This window comes from Candidatus Kaelpia imicola (assembly GCA_030765505.1).
Classification (GTDB): Bacteria; Omnitrophota; Gorgyraeia; order Kaelpiales; family Kaelpiaceae; genus Kaelpia; species Kaelpia imicola.
Window position 1 is genome coordinate 1 of record JAVCCL010000016.1, and the last position, 20,626, is coordinate 20,626.

Genomic DNA, 20,626 nt, shown 5'->3' on the forward strand with positions numbered 1-20,626 from the left:
CAACGGCGATCTATGTACTGCTGAATATGGCGAAGAATGTACTTGGTGTACTGATGAGTGCGTAGAAGAGACCATTACCGGCGGTGAATGCGGAGACGGAACACCAGATCCAGGTGAAGATTGTGATGACGGCAATAATAGTAACTCCGATGACTGCTTGAATACATGCGTAGATGCGGAATGCGGAGATGGGTATGTTCATTCCGATGATGAAGATTGTGATGACGGAAATAATAGTAACTCCGATGACTGCTTGAATACATGCGTAGATGCGGAATGCGGAGATGGGTATGTTCATTCCGATGATGAAGATTGTGATGACGGTGCTCAGAATGGTGATGTATGTACCCCTCCATGCACATATTGTTCTACTAGCTGTGAGGAAGTAACTCTTGAGGGCGGTGAGTGCGGCGATGGAACTCAAGATGCAGGTGAAGAGTGTGACGACGGCAATAATGAACCTCTCGACGGTTGTAGTTCGGCTTGCATTATCACACATAATGAATGTGCTAGAGATGGTTCTTTCTGCTGGTGTAAAGCAATAGAAGGTGCAGGAGAAGATATATGCGATGATCATGACGGTTGTTGGCAATATACTTGTATATATGGGGTTTGTACGGCTGGTTGCGGTACAGGAGTAGATACATGTGAGGTCCATTCGGACTGTTGCAACCAAACTGAATGCGATGCATGTATCGAACAATGCTATGATATGGGAGATCCAGATTGCAGCATTCCGTGTGGTAATGCATGTAGCGAATGCGATGAGTTTTAAAAGTTAGATCGATAAAAGTTTGAAGATTTTTATGAGCGAAGAGATTGCTGTGATTATGAATGGTACGACAGCGGCTATTGTAGAGTGTAGCTCAGCTGGGAGAGCATCTCGTTCGCAACGAGATTCAAGTATTTTCTATAACTTCAATAAAATCAAGATATTGCATTTATTCCCTTTAAAATAAGCCATTTAGCGACTTACCTGTATTACCACCAATTCTGAGTATTACCCGCTATTGCCCCCTATTCATGGCATACCCTCCTGTCCACATATAGCGGGCTGTTAATGTTTGTTATCTAAAGGGTATGCCGTCTCTTTATTCTTTTCAAAGAACTTTTAATCTCAAAGTGTCCAAAATATGTTACACTACTAATAAAAGTTTACATTTGCACAGAGATACCCTTTCCAATATAATCGTAGAGAAAAAGGAGTTAGCTATGCTGGATGTATTCAGAAAGAAAAAGAATATCAAGATTATCATGTTTTTTATCGCTATAATCATCATCCCTGCGTTTGTACTCTGGGGTGTAGGCAGCGTATTAAAATCTCAAGGCAAAGACTCTCTTGCAGGATTAGTATTTTCAAAAAAGATATCCAAAGATGATTTTGCTAAGCAATACCATGCAGTCCACAACCAGGCCCAGCTGCTCTATGGAGAGAACCTGAATAAGGTAAAAAAACTCTTGAACTTAGAGGGGCAGACCTGGCAGAGAATAATATTATTAGAAGAAGTAAAGCAAAAGAAGATAAAGATATCCGATACAGAGGTAATAACGGCCATTCAAACCGCTCCTGTTTTTCAGAAGAATAATACTTTTTCAAGGGATAGCTATGAGACAATGCTCAAATATTATCTAGGGCTTAGCCCTCAACAGTATGAAGCACAGGTACGGGACAACCTTAAGATAAAAGCGTTGATTGAAAAGGTAACAGAAAACGTCAAAGTCGCAGAGGCAGAAACCTGGGAAAAATTTAAATCTGAAAAGAGTTCATTTAAGTTAAGCTATATTCTTGTAAAACCTGCAGAGTTCTTAAAAAACATAAGCTATACAGAAGAGGAGCTTGTCGCTTTCTATAACGAGAGCAGAGAGAGATTCAAAAAACCGGAGCAGGTAAATATAGAGTACCTAAGCATATTATTCAAAGACTTCGCAACCGAAATAACAGTTCTAGAGGAGGAGATAGATAATTATTTCAGAGAGCATGAAGAAGAACTTAAAGAGATGCAGAGTGAAGAAGAGCCTGGCTTAAGTGATGAAGATTTGAGAGTAAAGGTATCCGATTATCTTATTCAGGTGAAAGCTCGTGATGAAGCTCAAGAGTTAATTTGGCAGATAGAAGACGATATTGCATCTGAAATAAGCCTCTCCCGGATTGCAGAGAAATTCAACCTCTCTTTTAATGAAACCGGGCTCTTCTCTCCTTGGGACCCTATACCCGGAATCGGCTGGGCTTATAAGATCACAGAACAGGCATTCTCCTTAGATCCGGGCGAACTCAGCAGCGCTATTGAAATAAAGAATGGTCTCTACATCATAAAATCGATAGAGAAAAGAGCACCTTATATCCCTGAGTTCGGGGAGACTAAAGAGGAGGTATTAAAAGAGTATAAAACCTCTAAAGCCAACGGGCTGGCAAAAAGAGAGGCTGAAGAATTATTATCCTCGATAATACTGGCCTTAAATAACGAGGAAGATATTCAGAAGATACTGGATGTTAATGACTTAGCGTTTGTAAAAACAGATTTTATAACCTCAGCCGGTTATATTAAAGGCATAGGCAACGCTTCTGATATCCTGGCCTCTCTTGACAGCAACCAGAGTAAAGGCTTCAATCCAAAAGTTATAACTTCTCAGGCAGGATATATCATTCTGCGAATCGACGATATAAGAGAAGCAGCAGAGGAAGAATTCAAAGAGCAGAAAGAAAAATTACAAGAAGAACTGCTAATAGAAAAGAAAAACACAGTATTGAATAATTGGTTTGCTCAGCTTAGAGAAGAGGCTGATCTTGAAGTATATTTTACTTTACCTAAATAGAATTTAGCGGGCACTATCTCTCTTTAAGAGTTTATCTAATGCTGCTTTAAACTCTTCTATATCCTTAAACTCTTTATAGACAGAGGAAAATCTCACATAGGCAACCTGATCCAGGCTATGTAGATATCTCATAATTAATTCACCTATAATTTTGGAAGATATCTCTTTCTGATTTTTCTTCTCTAGGTCTTTTTCGATCTTATCCGCTATATTCTCCAGCTCCTCAATGCTTATAGACCTTTTATCGCAGGCTTTACGCAGACCATTAAGAACCTTGTTACGATAAAACTCCTCTCTTCTACCATCTTTTTTTATTATAATAAGCGGGGTGTTCTCTATCTTCTCATATGTTGTAAAGCGCCTTAAACATTTCAAGCACTCTCTCCGTCTTCTTATAACGGTCTCTTCTGAAGAGCTGCGCGAATCTAGGACTCTATCCTCTATATTACCGCAGTAAGGACATCTCATGATAAAAAACCGATTAAACTCCTTTTACTCACGCTATATTATCTAAATCCTGAAACGCGACAATCCTAATCTTAATCCCAGCCTCTTTAAACATATCTTCTGCTAGCTTATCCGGATAACCGTTACCTATAATGACTTCCTTTATTCCTGCATTTATAAGCATCTTAGCGCATATAATACAAGGCTGATTTGTACAATAAAGAATTGAACCTTTTAAGCTGATGCCATGAAGTGCAGCTTGAAGAATCGCATTCTGCTCTGCGTGCAGTCCGCGGCAAAGTTCATGCCTCTGGCCTGAGGGAACATTCAGCTTCTCTCTTAAGCAACCTGCCTCCTCGCAATGTGTGATACCCGAAGGAGTACCATTGTAACCGGTAGCAAGCACTCTTCTATCTTTTACTATTAAAGCTCCGACTTTACGCCGTAGGCAAGTTGCACGGCTGGATACAATAGTTGCTATACTCATAAAATACTTATCCCAACAAGGCCTGCTATTCATCTTTAATCTCCGGATAGAGAGGAAACTCCTTAAGCAATTCTAAAACCTCAAGTTTAACTCTTTTTATGACATCAACACTGCCTTTACTTTCTAATACTCGATCTATAAGGCTGACTATCTCTGCCATCTCCTTCTCTTCCATACCTCTTGTAGTCACAGCCGGGGAGCCAATCCTTAGTCCGCTTGTCAAAAATGGAGACTGTTTATCATAGGGAATAAGGTTCTTATTAACCGTAATATTAGCCTCTTCAAGCCAAAGAGATGCATCTTTACCTGTAATGCCATGCTTAATATAAACATCCAGGAGAATAAGGTGATTATCTGTTCCTCCGGTCATAACATCATACCCTTTACTCAAAAAACAGCTAGCCAAGGCTTGAGCATTAGTCAGAACATGCTTCTGATATTCTTTAAACTCCGGCTTGGCAGCCTCTTTAAAAGCTACCGCCTTAGCTGCAATAACATGCGGTAACGGTCCGCCTTGAGAACCTGGAAAGAGACTGGAGTCTATAGATTTTGCAAACTCTCTCTTTGTTAAGATCAAACCACCCCTTGCACCTCGCAGAGTTTTATGGGTCGTTGTAGTCGTAAATTCAATTCCAGCATCAATCGGATTAGGATGTAAGCCTGTTATAACAAACCCTGCAACATGAGCAATATCAGCAAGAATATACGCACCGACTTCATCGGCTATCTCTTTAAACCTCTTAAAATCCAATTGTCTTGGGTAAGCACTGTGACCTACAACTATGATCTTCGGCTTATGCTTTTTGGCTAAATCTCTAACTTGATTGTAATCTATAAGATGACTTTTGGGATCTACTCCATATCTTACAACGTTATATATCTGACCGGAAAAATTTTTAGGATGACCGTGGGAGAGATGCCCGCCGGATGCAATATCTAAAGCAAGAAGAGTATCTCCCGTCTTTAAAGCAGATAGATAGACTGCCATATTGGCCTGAGTTCCAGAGTGCGGCTGTACATTAGCATGTTCAGCCCGAAACAATTTTTTGGCCCTCTCTCTTGCAATATTTTCAACCTCATCTACATGCTTGCAACCTCTATACCAGCGAGCATTGGGGTAACCCTCTGCATATTTGTTTGTCAATATACTCCCGGCTGTCTCCAAAACAGCAGACGAGACAACATTCTCACTAGCAATAAGATCTATATTATCCCGCAGCCTGTTAAGCTCTTTGATCAAGCAAGAGTATATCTCTGGATCGATCCTCTTAACACCCTGATAAAAATACCGTTTATTCAAGCTCACTGATCTTACGGACTCTCCGCTCATGTCTGCCCCCTTCGAAATCACTGCCCAGCCAGATATTTAATATATTTTTTATCTCTTCCAGCTCTATAAAGTTTGCTGAAAGCACCAAAACATTGGCATCGTTATGCTGCCGTGCCATCTGAGCCATGTCAGTATTTAAACAGAGCGCGGCTCTTATGCCTTTAAACTTATTTGCTGCTATAGACATCCCGAGCCCGCTGCCGCATATCAGAATTGCAAAATCGGCTTCTGCTCTCACTACTCTTTCAACAGCTCGCTTAGCAAAATCAGGATAGTCGCAAGACTCCTCGTTTAGAGTCCCCTCGTCACTGTACTCGATATTGAGCTCTTTAAGAATTTTCTTAAGATGTTCTTTGCTCTTATAACCTCTATGATCACTGCCCAGAGATACTTTCATTCTTAATCCTCTCTATCACTTTAGTTAAATAGAACTTTAAATCCATCAATAATCCTTCATAAACCTCAAACGGTTTAGCAATAGGATCAATTATATCCTGTTCTCCTTTTTCTGCAAACTCAGTTAATAAAAAGACCTTTCTCTGAGCCTGAGATTGATGCTGCAGCAACTCTCTCTTATGTCTGCCTTCCATAACAAGGATAAGCTCAGCCCAGTCAATAAGTTCTCTATTCAATGGTTTAGATCGATGATCAAATATCCTTATATCTTCTCTCTTTAAAACCTCAATAGCCTCCTTAGTCGCCTTCATGTCCAGCAGAGCTGCTGTACCGCAACTTTTAATCTCAATATTTAAACCCTTCTCCTGGGCCATTTTTTTCAAAAGAGCAGCAGCTATAGGGCTGCGGCAACTGTTGCCTGTACAGACGAAAAGTACTTTCATAACTATTCGATACTGAACCTCTTCTTTACCTCTGTTGTAAAAAAGAGAGGACCTTCTCTTAAAATCTTAACAGGATTTTGAGTTAAATCAAGTACCAGAGATGCTACACATAGAGTACAACAACCGCCGTCTACTATCAAGTCGACTCTACCCCAAAGACAGTCCATAGCCTCCTGGGCATTTTTGGCAGGAACACCGCCTGAGATATTAGCACTGGGGAGATAGATAGGTTTTTTAAAAAGAGTTATCGCATCCTGGGTAATTCTATTCATAGGAACCCTGATCCCTAACTTACTCCCATCTTCTATTTTTACTATAAAAGTAATCGGCCCAGGCAATAGATCCTCGATAAGATGAGCCCTGTTTAAGGAATCTTTATCTATTCTATAATCTTTAATCCAGCTAAAATCAGGTATGGATATACTGTAGGGTTTATCCTGACGCTCTTTCTTAATAGCCTCTATTCTATCCATTGCCGCCTTAGACTCGGTATCAAAACCTATCCCATAGACTGTCTCTGTAGGAAAAACAACCAGACCTTCGTTAGAAAGCACCTTTACTATCTTTTCCAGTTTCCCTTCCTCAGGATCAAATATACTAAGCTTTAAATATTCAGTGTTCATTGAAACATGGCGGATATTCTTTCATCTTTAGCCAGGACTTGCTTTCTTAAATTCTCTTTATATTTTAATAGTCTCTTTCTCAGTCTCTCATTACTCAACGCCATTATCTGGAGTGCAAATATAACTCCATTCTTAACTCCTGTCTCACCTATACTCATAGTCCCAACCGGTATACCCGAAGGCATCTGTAATATTGAAGCCAGAGAGTCAACCCCTTTTAGAGCTTTAGAAGGAAGAGGAACGCCTACCACCGGAATAGTCGTAAAAGATGCAATTACTCCAGGCAGATGTGCCGCCATACCGGCACAGGCTATTATGGCTTTTATGCCCCGCTTAGAAGCAGCACGGGCAAACTTCCTTACATCATCGGGACAGCGATGAGCCGATAGTATTCTGACTTCATAATCAACCTTAAACCTTTTTAAAATCTCTAGACCGCCTTTAAGCATAGGTAAGTCTGAATCGCTCCCTAAGACTATACTTATCAAAGCTTTTCCCATTTTAAACCTCCCCTTTTAAAGCTCTATCTGAGATATCTCTTCTGTAATAGATATTTTCAAAACTTATTAGACCCGCTGCTCTATAGGCTCTCTCTTTCGCTTCTCTGATATTATCACCTAAAGCAGTAACATTCAAAACCCTGCCTCCAGCTGTAAAATATCTTACCCCAATAGAGTCTTCTTTTTTAACTGTCCCGGCATGAAATACCAAAATATCGTCAATAGCAGCCGCCTCTTTTAGCCCTGATATCTCTTTATTCTTCTCATAACTACCCGGATAACCGCCTGACGCAAGAACAATACTGAGAGATGATTTATCTTTCCACTCTATATTAAAACCACTAAGATTACCATCTATGGATGCCTCCAGTAGATCGACTATATCAGTCTCCATTCTCGGCAATATAGCCTGCGTCTCAGGATCGCCAAATCTAACATTAAATTCTAAAACATAGGGCTTATCATTTACTACCATAATCCCGGCATATAAGACACCCTTAAAAGGGGCAGCTCTTTTTTTCATCCCAAGAATGGTTGGTTTTAAAACCTTGTTGATAACTTTATCGAAAACCTCACCCTCTGCAGCAGGAGCAGGAGAGTATGCTCCCATACCGCCTGTATTAGGCCCTCTATCTCCTTCATAAATTCGCTTATGATCCTGAGACGATGCAAGAGGGACAATGTTCTCACCATCCGATATTGCAATAATAGAGACCTCTTCTCCAAAAAGACACTCTTCAATTATAACGGTATCGCCTGCAGCATCAAAAATCTTCTGATTCATTATTCTGTCTAATGCATTCTCTGCTTCAGTCAAACTTTCAACTACAAAGACACCTTTACCCCCGCAGAGGCCGTCTGCTTTGATTATCTTTGGAAACTGCTGCTCTCTTAAATATTTTTTAGCTTGATTATAATCACTGAAAATTTTAAAATCTGCTGTTGGTATTTTCTCTTCCTGCATAAACTCTTTTGCAAAAACCTTACTGCTTTCAAGTCTGGCAGCATCTTTAGACGGGCCAAAGATTCTTAAACCATTCTCCTTAAAAAGATCAACAATACCTTCAGTAAGCGGAGCCTCGGGCCCGACAATAGTTAAATCTATACTCTCTCTCTTTACAAATTCAACGATGCCATTTAAATCTTTGCTATCAATATCTACAATCTGAGCTAAATCCGAGATGCCGCCATTGCCTGGTAAAGCATATATATCTCTGACTCGCCTTGACTGGCTTAACTTCCAGACTAAAGCATGCTCACGGCCGCCGGAGCCTATAACTAAAACTCTCATATAATCTTAACCTCTCCTTTGCCTCTCTCAACTCTTCCGATAAGATAACATTTTTTGCCTAAATTCTTAAAGATATTGTTCATCTTTCCGTACTCTTTTTCAGAGAGAACAAGTATAAAGCCTATGCCCATATTAAAAGTCCTATACATCTTTTTGTCTTCAATCTTAGCCCGCTTCTTTATCTCTTTAAATACTCTGCCTATTTTCCAGCTATCCTTTTCTATGACGGCATCTAAATTCTCAGGCAGAATTCTTTCAATATTGTCATAGAATCCGCCCCCTGTTATATGAGCCATACCTTTAACATCCAGACCTTTGTCAAGAAGAGTCAAAATATCTTTAACGTAGATACGGGTTGGCTTTAAAATATAGTTATGCCAGTACTCTTTAACCTCTCCTGCGCTAAATAGTTTTCTGATTAGAGAGAAGCCGTTGCTATGAGGCCCTGAAGAAGGAAGCCCTATTAAAAGATCTCCGTTCTTGATTCTATCTCCTGTAATAACTTTACTCTTATCAATAATGCCTACTGAGAAGCCGGCCAGATCAAACTCATCCTTTTTGTAAAATCCGGGCAACTCTGCGGTCTCACCGCCAACAAGACTCATTTTAGAATCTTTACAACCTCTTGCTATTCCTTGGACCAATTTTTTACCAACCTCAATATCAAGCTTTGAAGTTGCAAAATAATCTAAAAAGAATAGAGGCATAGCCCCGGTTGTTATGATATCATTAACGTTCATCGCAACAAGATCATAGCCTGCCACCTCTAACTTTCCGGCAGCAATACAGAGCTTTATCTTTGTACCTACTCCGTCTGTTGAGGAGACCAAGACAGGATGCTTATATTTTTTAAACTCTTTGATGCTGTAAAACGCTGCAAAAGGTCCAATATCTTCTAAGACATGCTTGGATTTCGTAGAGTTAACGATCGGTTTTATCTCTTTTACAAAAAGGTTTGCCTTATCAATATCGACACCGGACTTCTTATAATCTATCATACCAGACTCCTCTGTTTAAAAAATATTCTCTCTTAAAAATAACTACCTTAACCTAATAAACCTTTGAAAATCAAGAGATGCGCTCTCCTTTATCTTAAAGCTTTAGAAGAATTTTATAGCAGAATATCGCCTCCTCTTCAAGAGTAAAAACCAAAGTAAAAAACCATATACTACTTTACTTTAAACAGACTGAAATTATTAAACAACAGAAACGGCGTTATACACATAAACCAACCCGGCAACTGTTAAGATAGATCTTCTAAAGAGTTGGCCTTCTATTGCTATATTCCAAAACGCCTAAAAACCTTATCTATATGACTGAGGTAGGAATTAAGATCAAAAGTTCTTTCAATCTCTCTCTCATTGAGAAACTTTTTAATCTTTAAATCATTAACAACCAGTCCTTTAAAATCGACCTTCTCCCGGTATGACTTTAGCGCTGGTCCCTGTATTAAATCATAAGCCTCTGAACGTGACAGCCCTTTGTCTATAAGCATAACCATAAGCCTGCCGGATGCAAAGAGACCTTTTTTAAGCCAGAGATTATTTTCAACCGCCTCTTTATTAACATTTAAACCCTTAACAATCTTAGTCGTAACATGGAACATATAATCCAGGAGAATAAAGGCATCCGGCAATATAATCCGCTCAACTGAAGAGTGGGATATATCCCGCTCATGCCAGAGAGTTATATTCTCTATGGCTGGAGTAAGATAACCTCTAAAGACCCTGGCTAAACCTGATATCCTTTCACAGAGAATAGGATTTCTCTTATGAGGCATGGCAGAGGAGCCTTTCTGCTTCCTACCAAACGGCTCCAAGACTTCATTTACCTCCGTTCTCTGAAGATGTCTTATCTCTGTTGTAAATCTCTCAAGAGATGCAGCTATTAAAGCAAATACTGTAAATAAGTTGGCAAGCCTATCCCTGGGTATCACCTGAGTAGAGATAGGTTCCTCTTTCATCTTGAGCTTCCCTGCAACCGCTCTCTCAATATCGGGAGGCATACCGGCATAAGTACCTACTGCCCCGGATATTGCAATAAAAGCCAACTCCTCTTTAGCTCTTTTAAGACGTTCCTGATTCCTTAAGCCCTCTGAATAGAAATTGAGAAATTTTAATCCTAACGTTGTAGGCTCTGCATGTATGCCATGGCTTCTGCCTATTGCAGGCAGACTCTTATATTTTTTGACTAAAGATTTTAATGCTTTTAGATACTCGGCTAAATCTTTTTCTAAAATCTTAATCCCATCCCTAAGCTGAAGTGATAGGGCTGTATCTAAAACATCCGAAGATGTAAGACCTTTATGGATATATTTTGCATCTTTACCGATATTCTCTTCTAAATTCTTAAGAAAAGCTATTAGGTCATGGTTTGTAGCTCTCTCTATCTTTTCTATTCTTTTAACATTAAAAGATGCTTTTCTCTTAACCTCTAACAGTCTCTTTTTGCTTAAAGGAATCCTCTTCTTCTCCTGGAGAATTTCAAGAACCGTAAGCTCAACATCAAGAAGATATTGAAACCTAGACTCTAATGACCAAATCTTACTCATTTCAGGTAAGCTATATCTATCTATCATGGAAAAATTCTTACATAATAAAAATAGTTTGTCAACGCTGGAAAGGCTGATTAAAACAATTTAGGAGACTCCTGAGGATAAAAACCTCTATTTTATATTCACCCGTTATATTTAAACCGCTACCCTGCGTACAATTACAAATAGATAGACAAAAAAGACCCCCTCTATCAAATCGACAAAGGGGGCTTGATTATTATATCTTATTCTACGCTTATTGAGTTGACTGGGCAGTCTTCTGCCATCTTCTTGGCACTCTCTTCCTGGCCTTCGGCAACCACCTCAGATAGAGGTACAGCCTTGTCATCCTCCATCTGAAATACTTCCGGCGCCATGTTAACGCAGAGACCGCAACCTATACAGGTATCAGCATCTATTTTTACTATCATCTTCTACCTCCTTTAATAAGTTCCTTGACTTTGATTAATCCCATTTTATACCATTCCTCTTAAAGAATGCAATATCCTCTCTGGCAATGCTAGTCTTATTCCTTCTCTCTATCTTACCTTTTTTAAAAGAACCGGAATCATCTTTATCAACAATATGCATCTGGAATAAAATATCACTATCTAAATTCCATTCTTTTAATTTCTTCCTAAAACTTTGAAACTCTTTAGACTTAATCAGTATTTTATTTAGAGCCTCTTTAAGTTTCTTTAGCTCTCTGTCAAAATCTTCTTCCCAAACCACAAAACACCTCCATATATGCTAAACTGCTAAATGATTTCCTCAAATCAACTTTATGTATTTAACCTTGAATAAACCCGTTTACCTTTAATTCTATCTAAAAACAATTTACCAATTGGAACAGCAATAGAAACTTCGGCTCTCATCACCTAAAATTAAGACAGAGACTTTCTATTCTTCTCTCTTATCTTGATAACCATACTATTAGAAAAGAGGCCGTTAGCTATAGAGAGAAAGTCTATCTTCTTCATTGCTTAATCAAACTATACCTCTTTACGTTCTCCTGGACAATCTTATTGAGAAATTCTATAGCCTCTTTAATCTCAGGACTATCTTTCATAAGGTGCTTAAATCTACCCTGGGTCTTTAGAAACTCATTTACAGGTTTTAGCTCCTTAAACTGCATCACCTTCGAGATATTACCACTCTCATACTCAACAACAGGGAAGAGCCCTGTCTCAACAGCCAGCTTTGCTATTTTTTCTGTAGCTGAGGGATCATGTCTCCAGCCTAAAGGACAGGGGACAAAGATATGAAGAAATTTCGGTCCTTTTATAGATATAGCCTTTTTAACCTTTCTCTCAATATCTCTGGGATAGCCGACAGAGGCAGTGGTTGAATAAGGAATATCATGAGCAGCACAGATTGCAGCCATATTCTTCTTGGGCTGAGGATTGCCCAGAGATAGCTTACCCGGAGGAGAGGTTGTTGTATTGGCATAAGCAGGTGTCATTCCGCTTCTCTGAATACCTGTATTCATGTAGGCCTCATTGTCGTACATAACATATAGAATATCGTGGCCTCTCTCAAGCATTCCAGAGAGAGACTGCAAACCTATATCTGCTGTACCGCCATCGCCGCCCTGAGATATAACATTGACTCCATCTTTTATCCCCAGAGCCTTTAAACCAACCTCGATTCCTGATGCAACCGCAGAAGCATTTTCAAAAAGAGAGTGTATGAAAGGAACTCTCCACGCTGTCTGAGGAAAACCGGTCGAAAAGACTTCAAGACATCCGGTCGCATTGGTAATAATTGTATCTCTTCCAGCCGCATTAAGCACTATTCTAGCTGCCAGCGACTGGCCGCAGCCGGCACAGGCAGTATGTCCGGCAACAAATAGATCTTCCTGCATCAATACCTCCTTAACTAACCATTATAGCCGACTCTTCTTTGTACCATTTATTTAAGTCGATAAATCTAGCACTCTGAGGCTCTCTATCCATTAGATTAAATATCTTAACTATTGTCTTAGGTCTTATATCACGTCCGCCCAATCCTGCAATAAAACCGCTTATAGGCTGAGCCTCTCTCTTTGACTGCATTAAAGCAGCAACTTCTAAATGAAGCGGGCCGGACGACCCCAGAGATATAGCCTTATCTACAACTCCTATCTTCTTAACTCTCTTTAGAGCTTCGTAAATCTTATTGGCAGGAAAAGGCCTGTAGCATACGATTTTAAGCAGGCCGACTTTCTCGCCTCTCTCCCGCAGCCCATCTACCGCATCTTTGATAGTCCCGCATATAGAGCCCATTGCTATTAAAACCTTGTCTGCATCTTTTAACCTATATTCTTCTATCAGAAGAGGCAACTCTCTGCCGAATATCTTCTCAAACTCCTGTTCTTCTTTTTCGATAACCGGCAAAACTTCATCCATGGTCTTCTGTATAGCATAACGAGTCTCCATATATACGTCCGGGGCGCCCAAGAGACCCATGGTAAGAGGCTCTTTGGGATCTAATTTGTATGCAGGTTTATAAGGGGGAAGATATTTATCAACCTGGTCCTGAATAGCTAAATCCAAAACCTCATAGCCATGAGAGAGTATAAACCCATCCATGCATACCATTGCAGGAAGCATAATATCTTTATTTTCTGCTATCTTATAAGCTATGAAATGTAAATCATGCAGCTCTTGATTATTCTCTGCATAGAACTGCATCCAACCTGCATCTCTAACCGCCATAGAATCCTGGTGATCATTCCAGATGTTAATAGGAGCAGATAGTGCTCTATTCACGCAAGTCAAGATAACCGGTAATCTCATTCCGGCAATATTAAACAATACCTCACTCATGAGAATCAAACCCTGAGAGCTTGTCGCTGTATAGGACCTGACACCGGTAGCCGTAGAGCCCAAAACAACAGAGGCAGCAGAGTGCTCTGACTCAACGTTTACATATTCTGATTCTAATGCACCATCAGCAACCATCTCAGAGAGCCTCTCTACAATATGCGTCTGCGGTGTTATTGGATATGCGCAGACTACACCCGGCTTTATCATCTTTATAGCTTCGGCTACAGCATGGGAGCCCTCCATAAATACTTTCATTGTTCATCCTCCTCGACCATCTCTATATCATTTTTGGGACAGATAACTGCACAGAGCCCGCAACCTTTACAGTAATCAAGGTCCGGCTCAAATTTATTCTTATCTAAACCTTTAATACATCCTTCCGGGCAAATATCAATACACATATTGCATCCTATGCAATCCTTTTGCAGAAATTTGGGTCTCTTCTTAGTCCGCCAAGAACCGGTTTTGTTTGCCAAGCTTGTAGCCGGCTTCGATATAATAGGAACAAACATTTACTCCCTCCTTATTTTTTTAATGCTAAAGCAAAATCATAGCCTCTCTGAGCAGCCTCTGCATTCTTCTGACCGATTTCACCTTTAAAACGCTCGGATACGGCTCTTTTTATATTCTCTATCTCCAGCTCTCCGCTTAATGCTGCATAGGCTCCCAGAATAGCGGTATTGCCAAGAGGCCTACCTATTATCTCTAGAGCAATGTTATTAGCGGGCAGTGAAAATATTTTAAGGTCTCTATCTGAACTATACTCTTTCTCTGAATTGACTATTACAAGCCCTGATTCTCTTACGCCGGCAAAGATATCCTGACTGTTTATAAGTGTAGCATCTATAATAAGTGCATAGTCAGGCTCATAGACTCTGGAACGTACTCTTATAGGCTTATCATCCACCCGTATAAAAGCATTCATTGGTGCACCCATTCTAGCTGCGCCAAAATGAGGAAAAGCATAGGCAAATTTCTGCTGTTTAAAATAGGCATTACCCAGAATAACCGTTGTTGTAATAGCACCCTGACCTGCTCTGGCATATACCGTCACCTCTTTCATCTCTCCTCCTTATATGGATTATACAATCTTCTAAACATCTCTATTAATCAGCTCCGTCAAAATTGGCATCGACAAGTTCCTGAGGCAGCAGGTCTTTGACCTGCTTCTTGATAATCACCGGCTTAATGAATCTATTTACCACCTCTTTTGTATCTTTTATATTAAGCTGCTCAAAAAGAAAGTTAAATTCCTCTTCAAGTTTTGATGCAATACTCCGTTTTATATCCTTATCCATACAATGTATCTTCTGCTTGAAGTTACCCAAAGCCTGCTTTCTGACTTTGTACAAGAACTGTTCTTCTGTCTGATCTTCTTTCCAATCCGACTTAAAATTCTCTTTTAACCAATCATAGATCTCGGTCTTTAGATCTTGAGGCATATTATCATAGATAATGTTCTGAAACTGTGTAGCCAAATGTATCTCTGCGGCAGTTGTCTCCGGAAACTTATTGAACGCCTCTTTGGGTAAAGTAGATGCACCATGCTGAACAGCACCGGCCATCTCATAGCTCTTCCTTGAAATCTCAGAGAGCTCTTTAAGGGTGTTGAAATCAACCTTAACTTCAGCAATGCTGCCGTCAGGAAGAACAACACCGCCATGTGTAGTCCCGGTCTGAATACTGATCTTACTTATTCCCTCATACCCTTCTTCTAAAAGCTCTAAGTATCCTTTCATAAATGCATTTAGGTCTTCGGAGGTTGAATTTTTACTTCCAACTTCTCCTATCTCGCCTCCTATAGAGACCGTTACACCTTCTACTTCCTGAGATCTTATACATTTAGTCAACTCAGATGTAACCCAGCAGTTATGCTGCTGCTGTTCGCTGAGAGTCTCACGAGAGAGATCCACAAGCGTCGATGCATCAATATCTATATTATAGAACCCTCCCTGCATTGCTTCATTTATAAGTTTCTTTATCTCGGATAAAGCCTTCTCTTTATTAGTTTGAAAATCATTCAGTTTTATTTGGAAATGGTCTCCCTGGACAAAGACGCAACCTTTATAACCCTCTTTAATAGCTGCGGCAAGAGAGACTGCAGTATACTCCAGTGGGCACTGGCCTGTATAACCCATCTCAGACCTTGCAATTTCAAATATAAAAGCAGCTGCGTTTATCTTTCCAGCTGCGCGGAATACCGCTCTGGCAGTATCATATGTCAATGTACGCAGATTCATAGCCGGCACTGTGAAACCTGCTGCTTCGCCTCTACCCATAGCCTTGTAAAGATCATGTATAGAAGCAGGGTAGATACCGCTCTCTGCTGCCAATTCCCAGATTACAGCAGCATATTCTGCCTTCTTTTTAATATCCTCTTCAAATATAATGCTCTCCAGCAACTTATCAATGCCTTCTGCCATAAGAGCTCCTCCATCCTCGATAACCAGACCCTCGTCTCTAAACCTAACACCGGCAATGTTCATTTTAAACTTACTCATTGTTCTGCCTCCAAAGCTCTGTTATATTAAATCGGCTCGTTCCAATATTCTTGGAACTGATTCAGCCTTACCTAGTGTCATAATATGAACACCGTGGGAAAATTGTTTCAACTCTACTATTAATCTAGCCGCTATCTCAATACCTTTTTCAACTTCATCTTTAGCCGCTTTAAGCTCGGCTATTATCTCTTCAGGAACACTGACCCCGCTTACATATTTATTCATATACTCTGCCATCTTGGCTGACTTAAGGACTATGATACCTGCTAAAAGATAGGCATCAAGATCTCTTATCTCCTTATAAAAACTCTTGAACTTATCAACGCTATAGACAGCCTGGGACTGTAAGAATCTAGCACCTGCTTTAATCTTCTTCTCTGTCTTAACAAATTCAAGTTCAACAGGTGAGGCCTCCGGGAAAGAGGCTGCTCCTATAAAGAAATCTGTAGGCTCGTTTAGTTTATTGCCTGAAGAATCAACCCCCTTATTTAATCCGGCTGTTATATCCAAGAGCTGAACAGAATCAATATCAAAGACGGCTTTAGCCTGAGGATGGTCTCCATTTTCAATTGCATCACCTGTAAGAGCAAGCACATTCTTAACACCCAGAATAGAAGCCCCAAGTAATTCAGACTGTATAGCAACCCTATTTCTATCTCTTGTTGTTATCTGATATATCGGCTCAACTCCGCTCTCCATGAGAACTTTGGCTATTGCAAGCGGCGAAGCCTTCATAATAGAGCTCTGGTTGTCGGTAATATTTACCGCATCAACAGAACCTCTATAGATATCTGCCTCTCTCCTTATTCCAGAGATATTGACACCCTTAGGCGGAGCTACTTCAGCAGTAACAACATAGTTACCTTTTTTTAAAGATTCTCTTAATTTACTCATTGTTTTCTCCAAGACAAAGATCTGAATTTGAAAAACTAATTTTTATCCAGCCTCTCCCAATTGATATCATAAACGCCGGCCAACTCTTTAAGCTCGGGAGTCAGTTCGAAATTACTTCTAATAAGAGTTGCTATATTATTCTGTACAATGTATCTATAATAGTCAATCTTTAAGTTGAGCATCTCCTGATGAAACCTCCTTAATACAGCTGCACTCCCTGAGAGAGGGTCCCTTAAAACCTCTTCTGATATCTCAGAGGCTATCTCTGCAGCCATCCTGCTGACTTCATCCATATCCATCTCAAAACGCATCTTATCTATCTTTGAAAATAACCTCTTAAGATCTTCTATAGCCTTAAAATCCCGGCTGCTTTTAAAGAGAGTCAGACTCTCTTTGATCTGATTATGGACGATACTTGCCCCTAAAAGGTGCATCTCATAAGGCAGCAATAGACCTACATCTCTATACTCTTCCATCAGCTCTACATTATTATCCCAGATATCTCCCAAAACATTAAATATCTTCTCTCTTTTGGCCCTAAAAATATGCTCTAATATTCTCTCCTGCTCTTCGGGATAGGTATCCTTACTCTTATAACAGCCGCCGGGGAAGAAATGGTTGAGCATCTCTTTCAGCCGCCTTTTATCTGATATCCAGACCCCATCCTGAAACCTCTCTTCTATCTCTTTATATACCTCTTCTTCAAAATCTCTTAAAAAACACTCCCTCTCATTTTCTCTCTCTTTAAGCAGAACATATATCTTTTTAACCTCATCCAGAGAGATTCTATCTTTTATAGTAATAGACCCAAATTCCAGTTTATCATCTCCTTGGGTAATCTTCTGCTCATTATCTCTCTCTATCTTAAACTTATAAAAATCGCCTTTGTCGTTAAAAAAAGAGTTCTTTATAAGGTAGCTGGATAAATAATTATCCCAGCTCTGGATCTGAGGTCTCACAAGTCTCTCATAGATAACCTTACCATTACCAAACTTATCTAAATTACTCTTGGCTAACTGCAGCTTCTCTAAAAATCTCTGTTCTAAATCAACCCCTGATTCCTCCCTGGCCAGCTGCATCGCCCTGGCCGCATATCTTAAATTCTGTACAGACTCAATACCGGATATTTCGTCAAAGAACCAGCCGCAGCTTGTATAGTAAAGCATTCTCATATGTTCCATCTCAAGCAATTTGAAGGCTTTGGACACGCTCTCTCTATCTTTACAATGCTTATCTATAAACCTATTTATAACATTATCAGAGGGTTCTATAACTACCTGAATAAAATCATTCCTAGCTTCCCAGGGGTTATTTAAAACCTCTTCACCTTGAGCAATAAATATTTTGTCTATCTCATCTCTAAGCCAATCTAGAGCGGCTCTTAAAGGTTTTCTCCAGCTCTGGTTCCACCCGGGTCTATCCACTGTTCTGCACCCGCAATCATCGTACCAGCGCCTGACGCCATGAGAACAGCTCCAGGAGGTACCCAATCCATCCTCCCCTTCTTTTATTAAAGCTTCATATTCCGGAGGGTTTTTCTCTAAAAAATTTCCGTAATTAAGAGTCTCGATTCCTTCTGAAGATAGTTCATACTTCATAAGATAAGCCAAGCACATCTCGCTAAAAGGATGGTGGTGCCCGAAAGTCTCTCCATCTGTTGCAATGGAGACCAGGTTATCTGCGCCGTAAGAAGATGAGATCCTCCCAGCACAAGATTGAGCACTATGCATTATATGCTGAAAAGATATTGCATGAGAGATATCACCTTGATAGAAGAAGCAATCTATAAATTCGGTCTTATCCTGTCCCAGAAATAGCCTGTAAGGTACCCCTACGTTTACAGAACCGTCTGAAACATCCTGCCATTGCCTCTTACTAATCTTTCTGACTTTAGCTGCTTGGTTAGGAGCTAAGATTACATATTTGATGTTGTATCTCTTAAGACATTTAAGCGTAGCATAGTTACAGGCTGTCTCAGGCAGCCAAATTCCTTCACTCTTACGATTAAAGATATGCTCAAAGAACTTAAGCCCCCAACAGAGCTGAGTATCTTTGTCCCTCTCACTAGCCAGAGGCATAATCATATGATTATAAGGCTGAGCTACGGCATTACCATGGCCGCCGTTTATCTCCCTGCTTTTTAGATCAGCCTCTTTTATAAAATCTATAAATTGAGGATGCTTCTCTCTTAACCAGAGAAGCAAGGTAGGTCCAAAATCAAAATTTATGTAGGAGTAATTATTTATTATCTGGATTATCTTGCCGTCTCTATCGAATATCCTGGCGGTTGCATTGGGAAGATAACACTCCCAGTAAATCTTCTCATTCCAGTCATGGATAGGATAAGCAGAATCCTGACGGGATAGATTCATCCACCAAGGATCTTCTCTAGGAGGTTGATAGAAATGCCCGTGAAGGACAAAAAATTTACTCATTTAAATAGAGCTATTCTTCAGCTTCTTTGAATATATTCAATACCTCTTCTTTGGAATCAGCCGAAAGAAGCTTTCTCCTGAAGTACTCTTTCTTAAGCAGCCTGCTCAATTGAGCAAGAGTTTTGAGGTAATTACCCACATCATCCTGGGGGGTACCTATCAAGAAGATAAGATGGACAGGGTTAGCGTCCAGAGCGTCAAAATCAACCCCGGAGAGCGACCTTCCAAAAGATATGATAAGCTGTTTAACCCCTTTACTCCTGGCATGAGGCAGAGCAATCCCTTCGCCTATCCCGGTAGAACCTAATTTTTCCCTGGCATATACATCGTTCAAAAATGAATCCAAATCCTCAATCTGACCACAATCCTGCATTAGATCTACCACCTCTTTAACAGCCTCTCTTTTATCTTTAGACTCTATATCCAACTTTATAAGGTCTTGGCTTAAGAGTTCACTTATTTTCATATCTTACCGCCTCCCGTAATGACAATCTGTATATTAACACAACATGTTAATCTATATTCAGTGACTGTCAAGCTTAAAAGCTTTAAAAGATTTAAAAAGATTTAGATTTTAGGCAGGGTTATCTCTTTTTGAGCCTGGTACTTCCCTCTCTTATCTTGATATGAAACCATACACGCCTCGTCCGCCTCAAGAAAAAGCAGCTGAGCTATACCTTCCTGAGCATAGATTTTAACATCATTCTGAGAAGCATTGATTATAGAGAGCGTGGCATAGCCTTCCCATTCCGGTTCAAAAGGAGTAACGTTTATCATTATACCGCAGCGGGCATAGGATGATTTTCCAAAGCATACCGTCAAGATATTACGTGGAATCCGAAAATACTCCAGAGATTTTCCCAGAATAAAACTCCTTGCCGGAATTGTTAAAAGATCAGCCCTTATGTCTTGGAAAGAATCCTTGGGGAAATTTTTAGGGTCTACTGTATCTTTAAAAGACGGTTTTAAAACTTTAAACTCATCACTTAACCTAAAATCATAACCATAGCTTGAAGTACCGAAGCTTATACCTTCTCTTATCTGAGACTCCGAGAAAGGTTCAATCATGCGGCTACTCTTTACCTGATCAACTATCCATCTATCCGATTTAAGCATAAAATACCT

Annotated in this window: 23 protein-coding genes; 2 read left to right on the forward strand and 21 right to left on the reverse strand. The window is 40.0% G+C overall.

What is annotated here, in order from left to right:
- Together P9L98_02380 and P9L98_02385 are read left to right on the forward strand one after the other, a co-directional pair.
- On the forward strand, positions 1-775 hold a 775-nt coding region (locus P9L98_02380; protein MDP8216153.1), incomplete at its 5' end, for a hypothetical protein.
- 437 nt (positions 776-1,212) lie between these two features.
- Entirely contained in the window at positions 1,213-2,814 is a 1,602-nt protein-coding gene (locus P9L98_02385) for a SurA N-terminal domain-containing protein (protein ID MDP8216154.1), read from the forward strand.
- A gap of 3 nt (positions 2,815-2,817) precedes the next feature.
- Here the strand turns inward: P9L98_02385 and nrdR are convergent, their stop codons facing one another.
- The 21 genes from nrdR to dcd form a co-directional block, all read right to left on the reverse strand.
- Complete coding sequence (gene nrdR / locus P9L98_02390; protein MDP8216155.1) at positions 2,818-3,282, reverse strand: transcriptional regulator NrdR; 465 nt, start codon at positions 3,280-3,282, stop codon at positions 2,818-2,820.
- A 28-nt stretch (positions 3,283-3,310) separates the two neighbouring features.
- Positions 3,311-3,781 (reverse strand): cytidine/deoxycytidylate deaminase family protein, encoded by a 471-nt coding sequence (locus P9L98_02395; protein ID MDP8216156.1) that lies wholly within the window; start codon positions 3,779-3,781, stop codon positions 3,311-3,313.
- Positions 3,774-5,078, reverse strand: coding sequence for a serine hydroxymethyltransferase (glyA, locus tag P9L98_02400; GenBank protein MDP8216157.1), 1,305 nt, complete (start codon positions 5,076-5,078; stop codon positions 3,774-3,776). Before glyA ends, P9L98_02395 begins: the two co-directional genes overlap by 8 nt.
- Positions 5,041-5,475, reverse strand: coding sequence for a ribose 5-phosphate isomerase B (rpiB, locus tag P9L98_02405; protein MDP8216158.1), 435 nt, complete (start codon positions 5,473-5,475; stop codon positions 5,041-5,043). The genes glyA and rpiB overlap by 38 nt, the downstream gene beginning before the upstream one ends.
- Positions 5,453-5,917: a low molecular weight protein arginine phosphatase gene (locus P9L98_02410; protein ID MDP8216159.1), complete on the reverse strand. Its 465-nt coding sequence runs from the start codon at positions 5,915-5,917 to the stop codon at positions 5,453-5,455. Before P9L98_02410 ends, rpiB begins: the two co-directional genes overlap by 23 nt.
- A gap of 2 nt (positions 5,918-5,919) precedes the next feature.
- Positions 5,920-6,540 carry an L-threonylcarbamoyladenylate synthase gene (locus P9L98_02415; GenBank protein ID MDP8216160.1) on the reverse strand — a complete coding sequence of 207 codons (621 nt, stop codon included), beginning with the start codon at positions 6,538-6,540 and terminating at the stop codon, positions 5,920-5,922.
- Positions 6,537-7,040 carry a 5-(carboxyamino)imidazole ribonucleotide mutase gene (gene purE, locus P9L98_02420; protein ID MDP8216161.1) on the reverse strand — a complete coding sequence of 168 codons (504 nt, stop codon included), beginning with the start codon at positions 7,038-7,040 and terminating at the stop codon, positions 6,537-6,539. The genes P9L98_02415 and purE overlap by 4 nt, the downstream gene beginning before the upstream one ends.
- A 1-nt stretch (position 7,041) precedes the next feature.
- Positions 7,042-8,331, reverse strand: a complete 1,290-nt coding sequence (gene purD, locus P9L98_02425; protein MDP8216162.1) for a phosphoribosylamine--glycine ligase — start codon at positions 8,329-8,331, stop codon at positions 7,042-7,044.
- Positions 8,328-9,326: a phosphoribosylformylglycinamidine cyclo-ligase gene (gene purM / locus P9L98_02430; GenBank protein MDP8216163.1), complete on the reverse strand. Its 999-nt coding sequence runs from the start codon at positions 9,324-9,326 to the stop codon at positions 8,328-8,330. The genes purD and purM overlap by 4 nt, the downstream gene beginning before the upstream one ends.
- 284 nt (positions 9,327-9,610) lie before the next feature.
- Positions 9,611-10,909 carry an adenylosuccinate lyase gene (gene purB, locus P9L98_02435; GenBank protein ID MDP8216164.1) on the reverse strand — a complete coding sequence of 433 codons (1,299 nt, stop codon included), beginning with the start codon at positions 10,907-10,909 and terminating at the stop codon, positions 9,611-9,613.
- Positions 10,910-11,109: 200 nt separating this feature from the next.
- Complete coding sequence (locus tag P9L98_02440) at positions 11,110-11,295, reverse strand: ferredoxin (protein MDP8216165.1); 186 nt, start codon at positions 11,293-11,295, stop codon at positions 11,110-11,112.
- 34 nt (positions 11,296-11,329) lie between these two features.
- Positions 11,330-11,596, reverse strand: coding sequence for a hypothetical protein (locus P9L98_02445; protein MDP8216166.1), 267 nt, complete (start codon positions 11,594-11,596; stop codon positions 11,330-11,332).
- A gap of 244 nt (positions 11,597-11,840) precedes the next feature.
- Positions 11,841-12,728, reverse strand: a complete 888-nt coding sequence (locus P9L98_02450; GenBank protein ID MDP8216167.1) for a thiamine pyrophosphate-dependent enzyme — start codon at positions 12,726-12,728, stop codon at positions 11,841-11,843.
- Between the two features lie 10 nt (positions 12,729-12,738).
- On the reverse strand, positions 12,739-13,926 hold the full coding sequence (gene porA / locus P9L98_02455) for a pyruvate ferredoxin oxidoreductase (protein MDP8216168.1): 1,188 nt from the start codon (positions 13,924-13,926) through the stop codon (positions 12,739-12,741).
- A complete protein-coding gene (locus tag P9L98_02460) occupies positions 13,923-14,183 on the reverse strand; it encodes a 4Fe-4S binding protein (protein MDP8216169.1) in 261 nt (86 codons plus the stop codon). The genes porA and P9L98_02460 overlap by 4 nt, the downstream gene beginning before the upstream one ends.
- Before the next feature lie 11 nt (positions 14,184-14,194).
- Complete coding sequence (locus P9L98_02465) at positions 14,195-14,734, reverse strand: 2-oxoacid:acceptor oxidoreductase family protein (GenBank protein MDP8216170.1); 540 nt, start codon at positions 14,732-14,734, stop codon at positions 14,195-14,197.
- A gap of 43 nt (positions 14,735-14,777) precedes the next feature.
- Entirely contained in the window at positions 14,778-16,172 is a 1,395-nt protein-coding gene (locus tag P9L98_02470; GenBank protein ID MDP8216171.1) for a class II fructose-bisphosphate aldolase, read from the reverse strand.
- Positions 16,173-16,193: 21 nt separating this feature from the next.
- Complete coding sequence (locus P9L98_02475) at positions 16,194-17,066, reverse strand: methylenetetrahydrofolate reductase (protein ID MDP8216172.1); 873 nt, start codon at positions 17,064-17,066, stop codon at positions 16,194-16,196.
- Between the two features lie 35 nt (positions 17,067-17,101).
- Positions 17,102-19,501 (reverse strand): DUF3536 domain-containing protein, encoded by a 2,400-nt coding sequence (locus P9L98_02480; GenBank protein ID MDP8216173.1) that lies wholly within the window; start codon positions 19,499-19,501, stop codon positions 17,102-17,104.
- Between the two features lie 10 nt (positions 19,502-19,511).
- Positions 19,512-19,967: a PTS sugar transporter subunit IIA gene (locus P9L98_02485; protein ID MDP8216174.1), complete on the reverse strand. Its 456-nt coding sequence runs from the start codon at positions 19,965-19,967 to the stop codon at positions 19,512-19,514.
- 101 nt (positions 19,968-20,068) lie between these two features.
- On the reverse strand, positions 20,069-20,617 hold the full coding sequence (gene dcd / locus P9L98_02490) for a dCTP deaminase (protein MDP8216175.1): 549 nt from the start codon (positions 20,615-20,617) through the stop codon (positions 20,069-20,071).
- Positions 20,618-20,626: the final 9 nt, after the last annotated feature.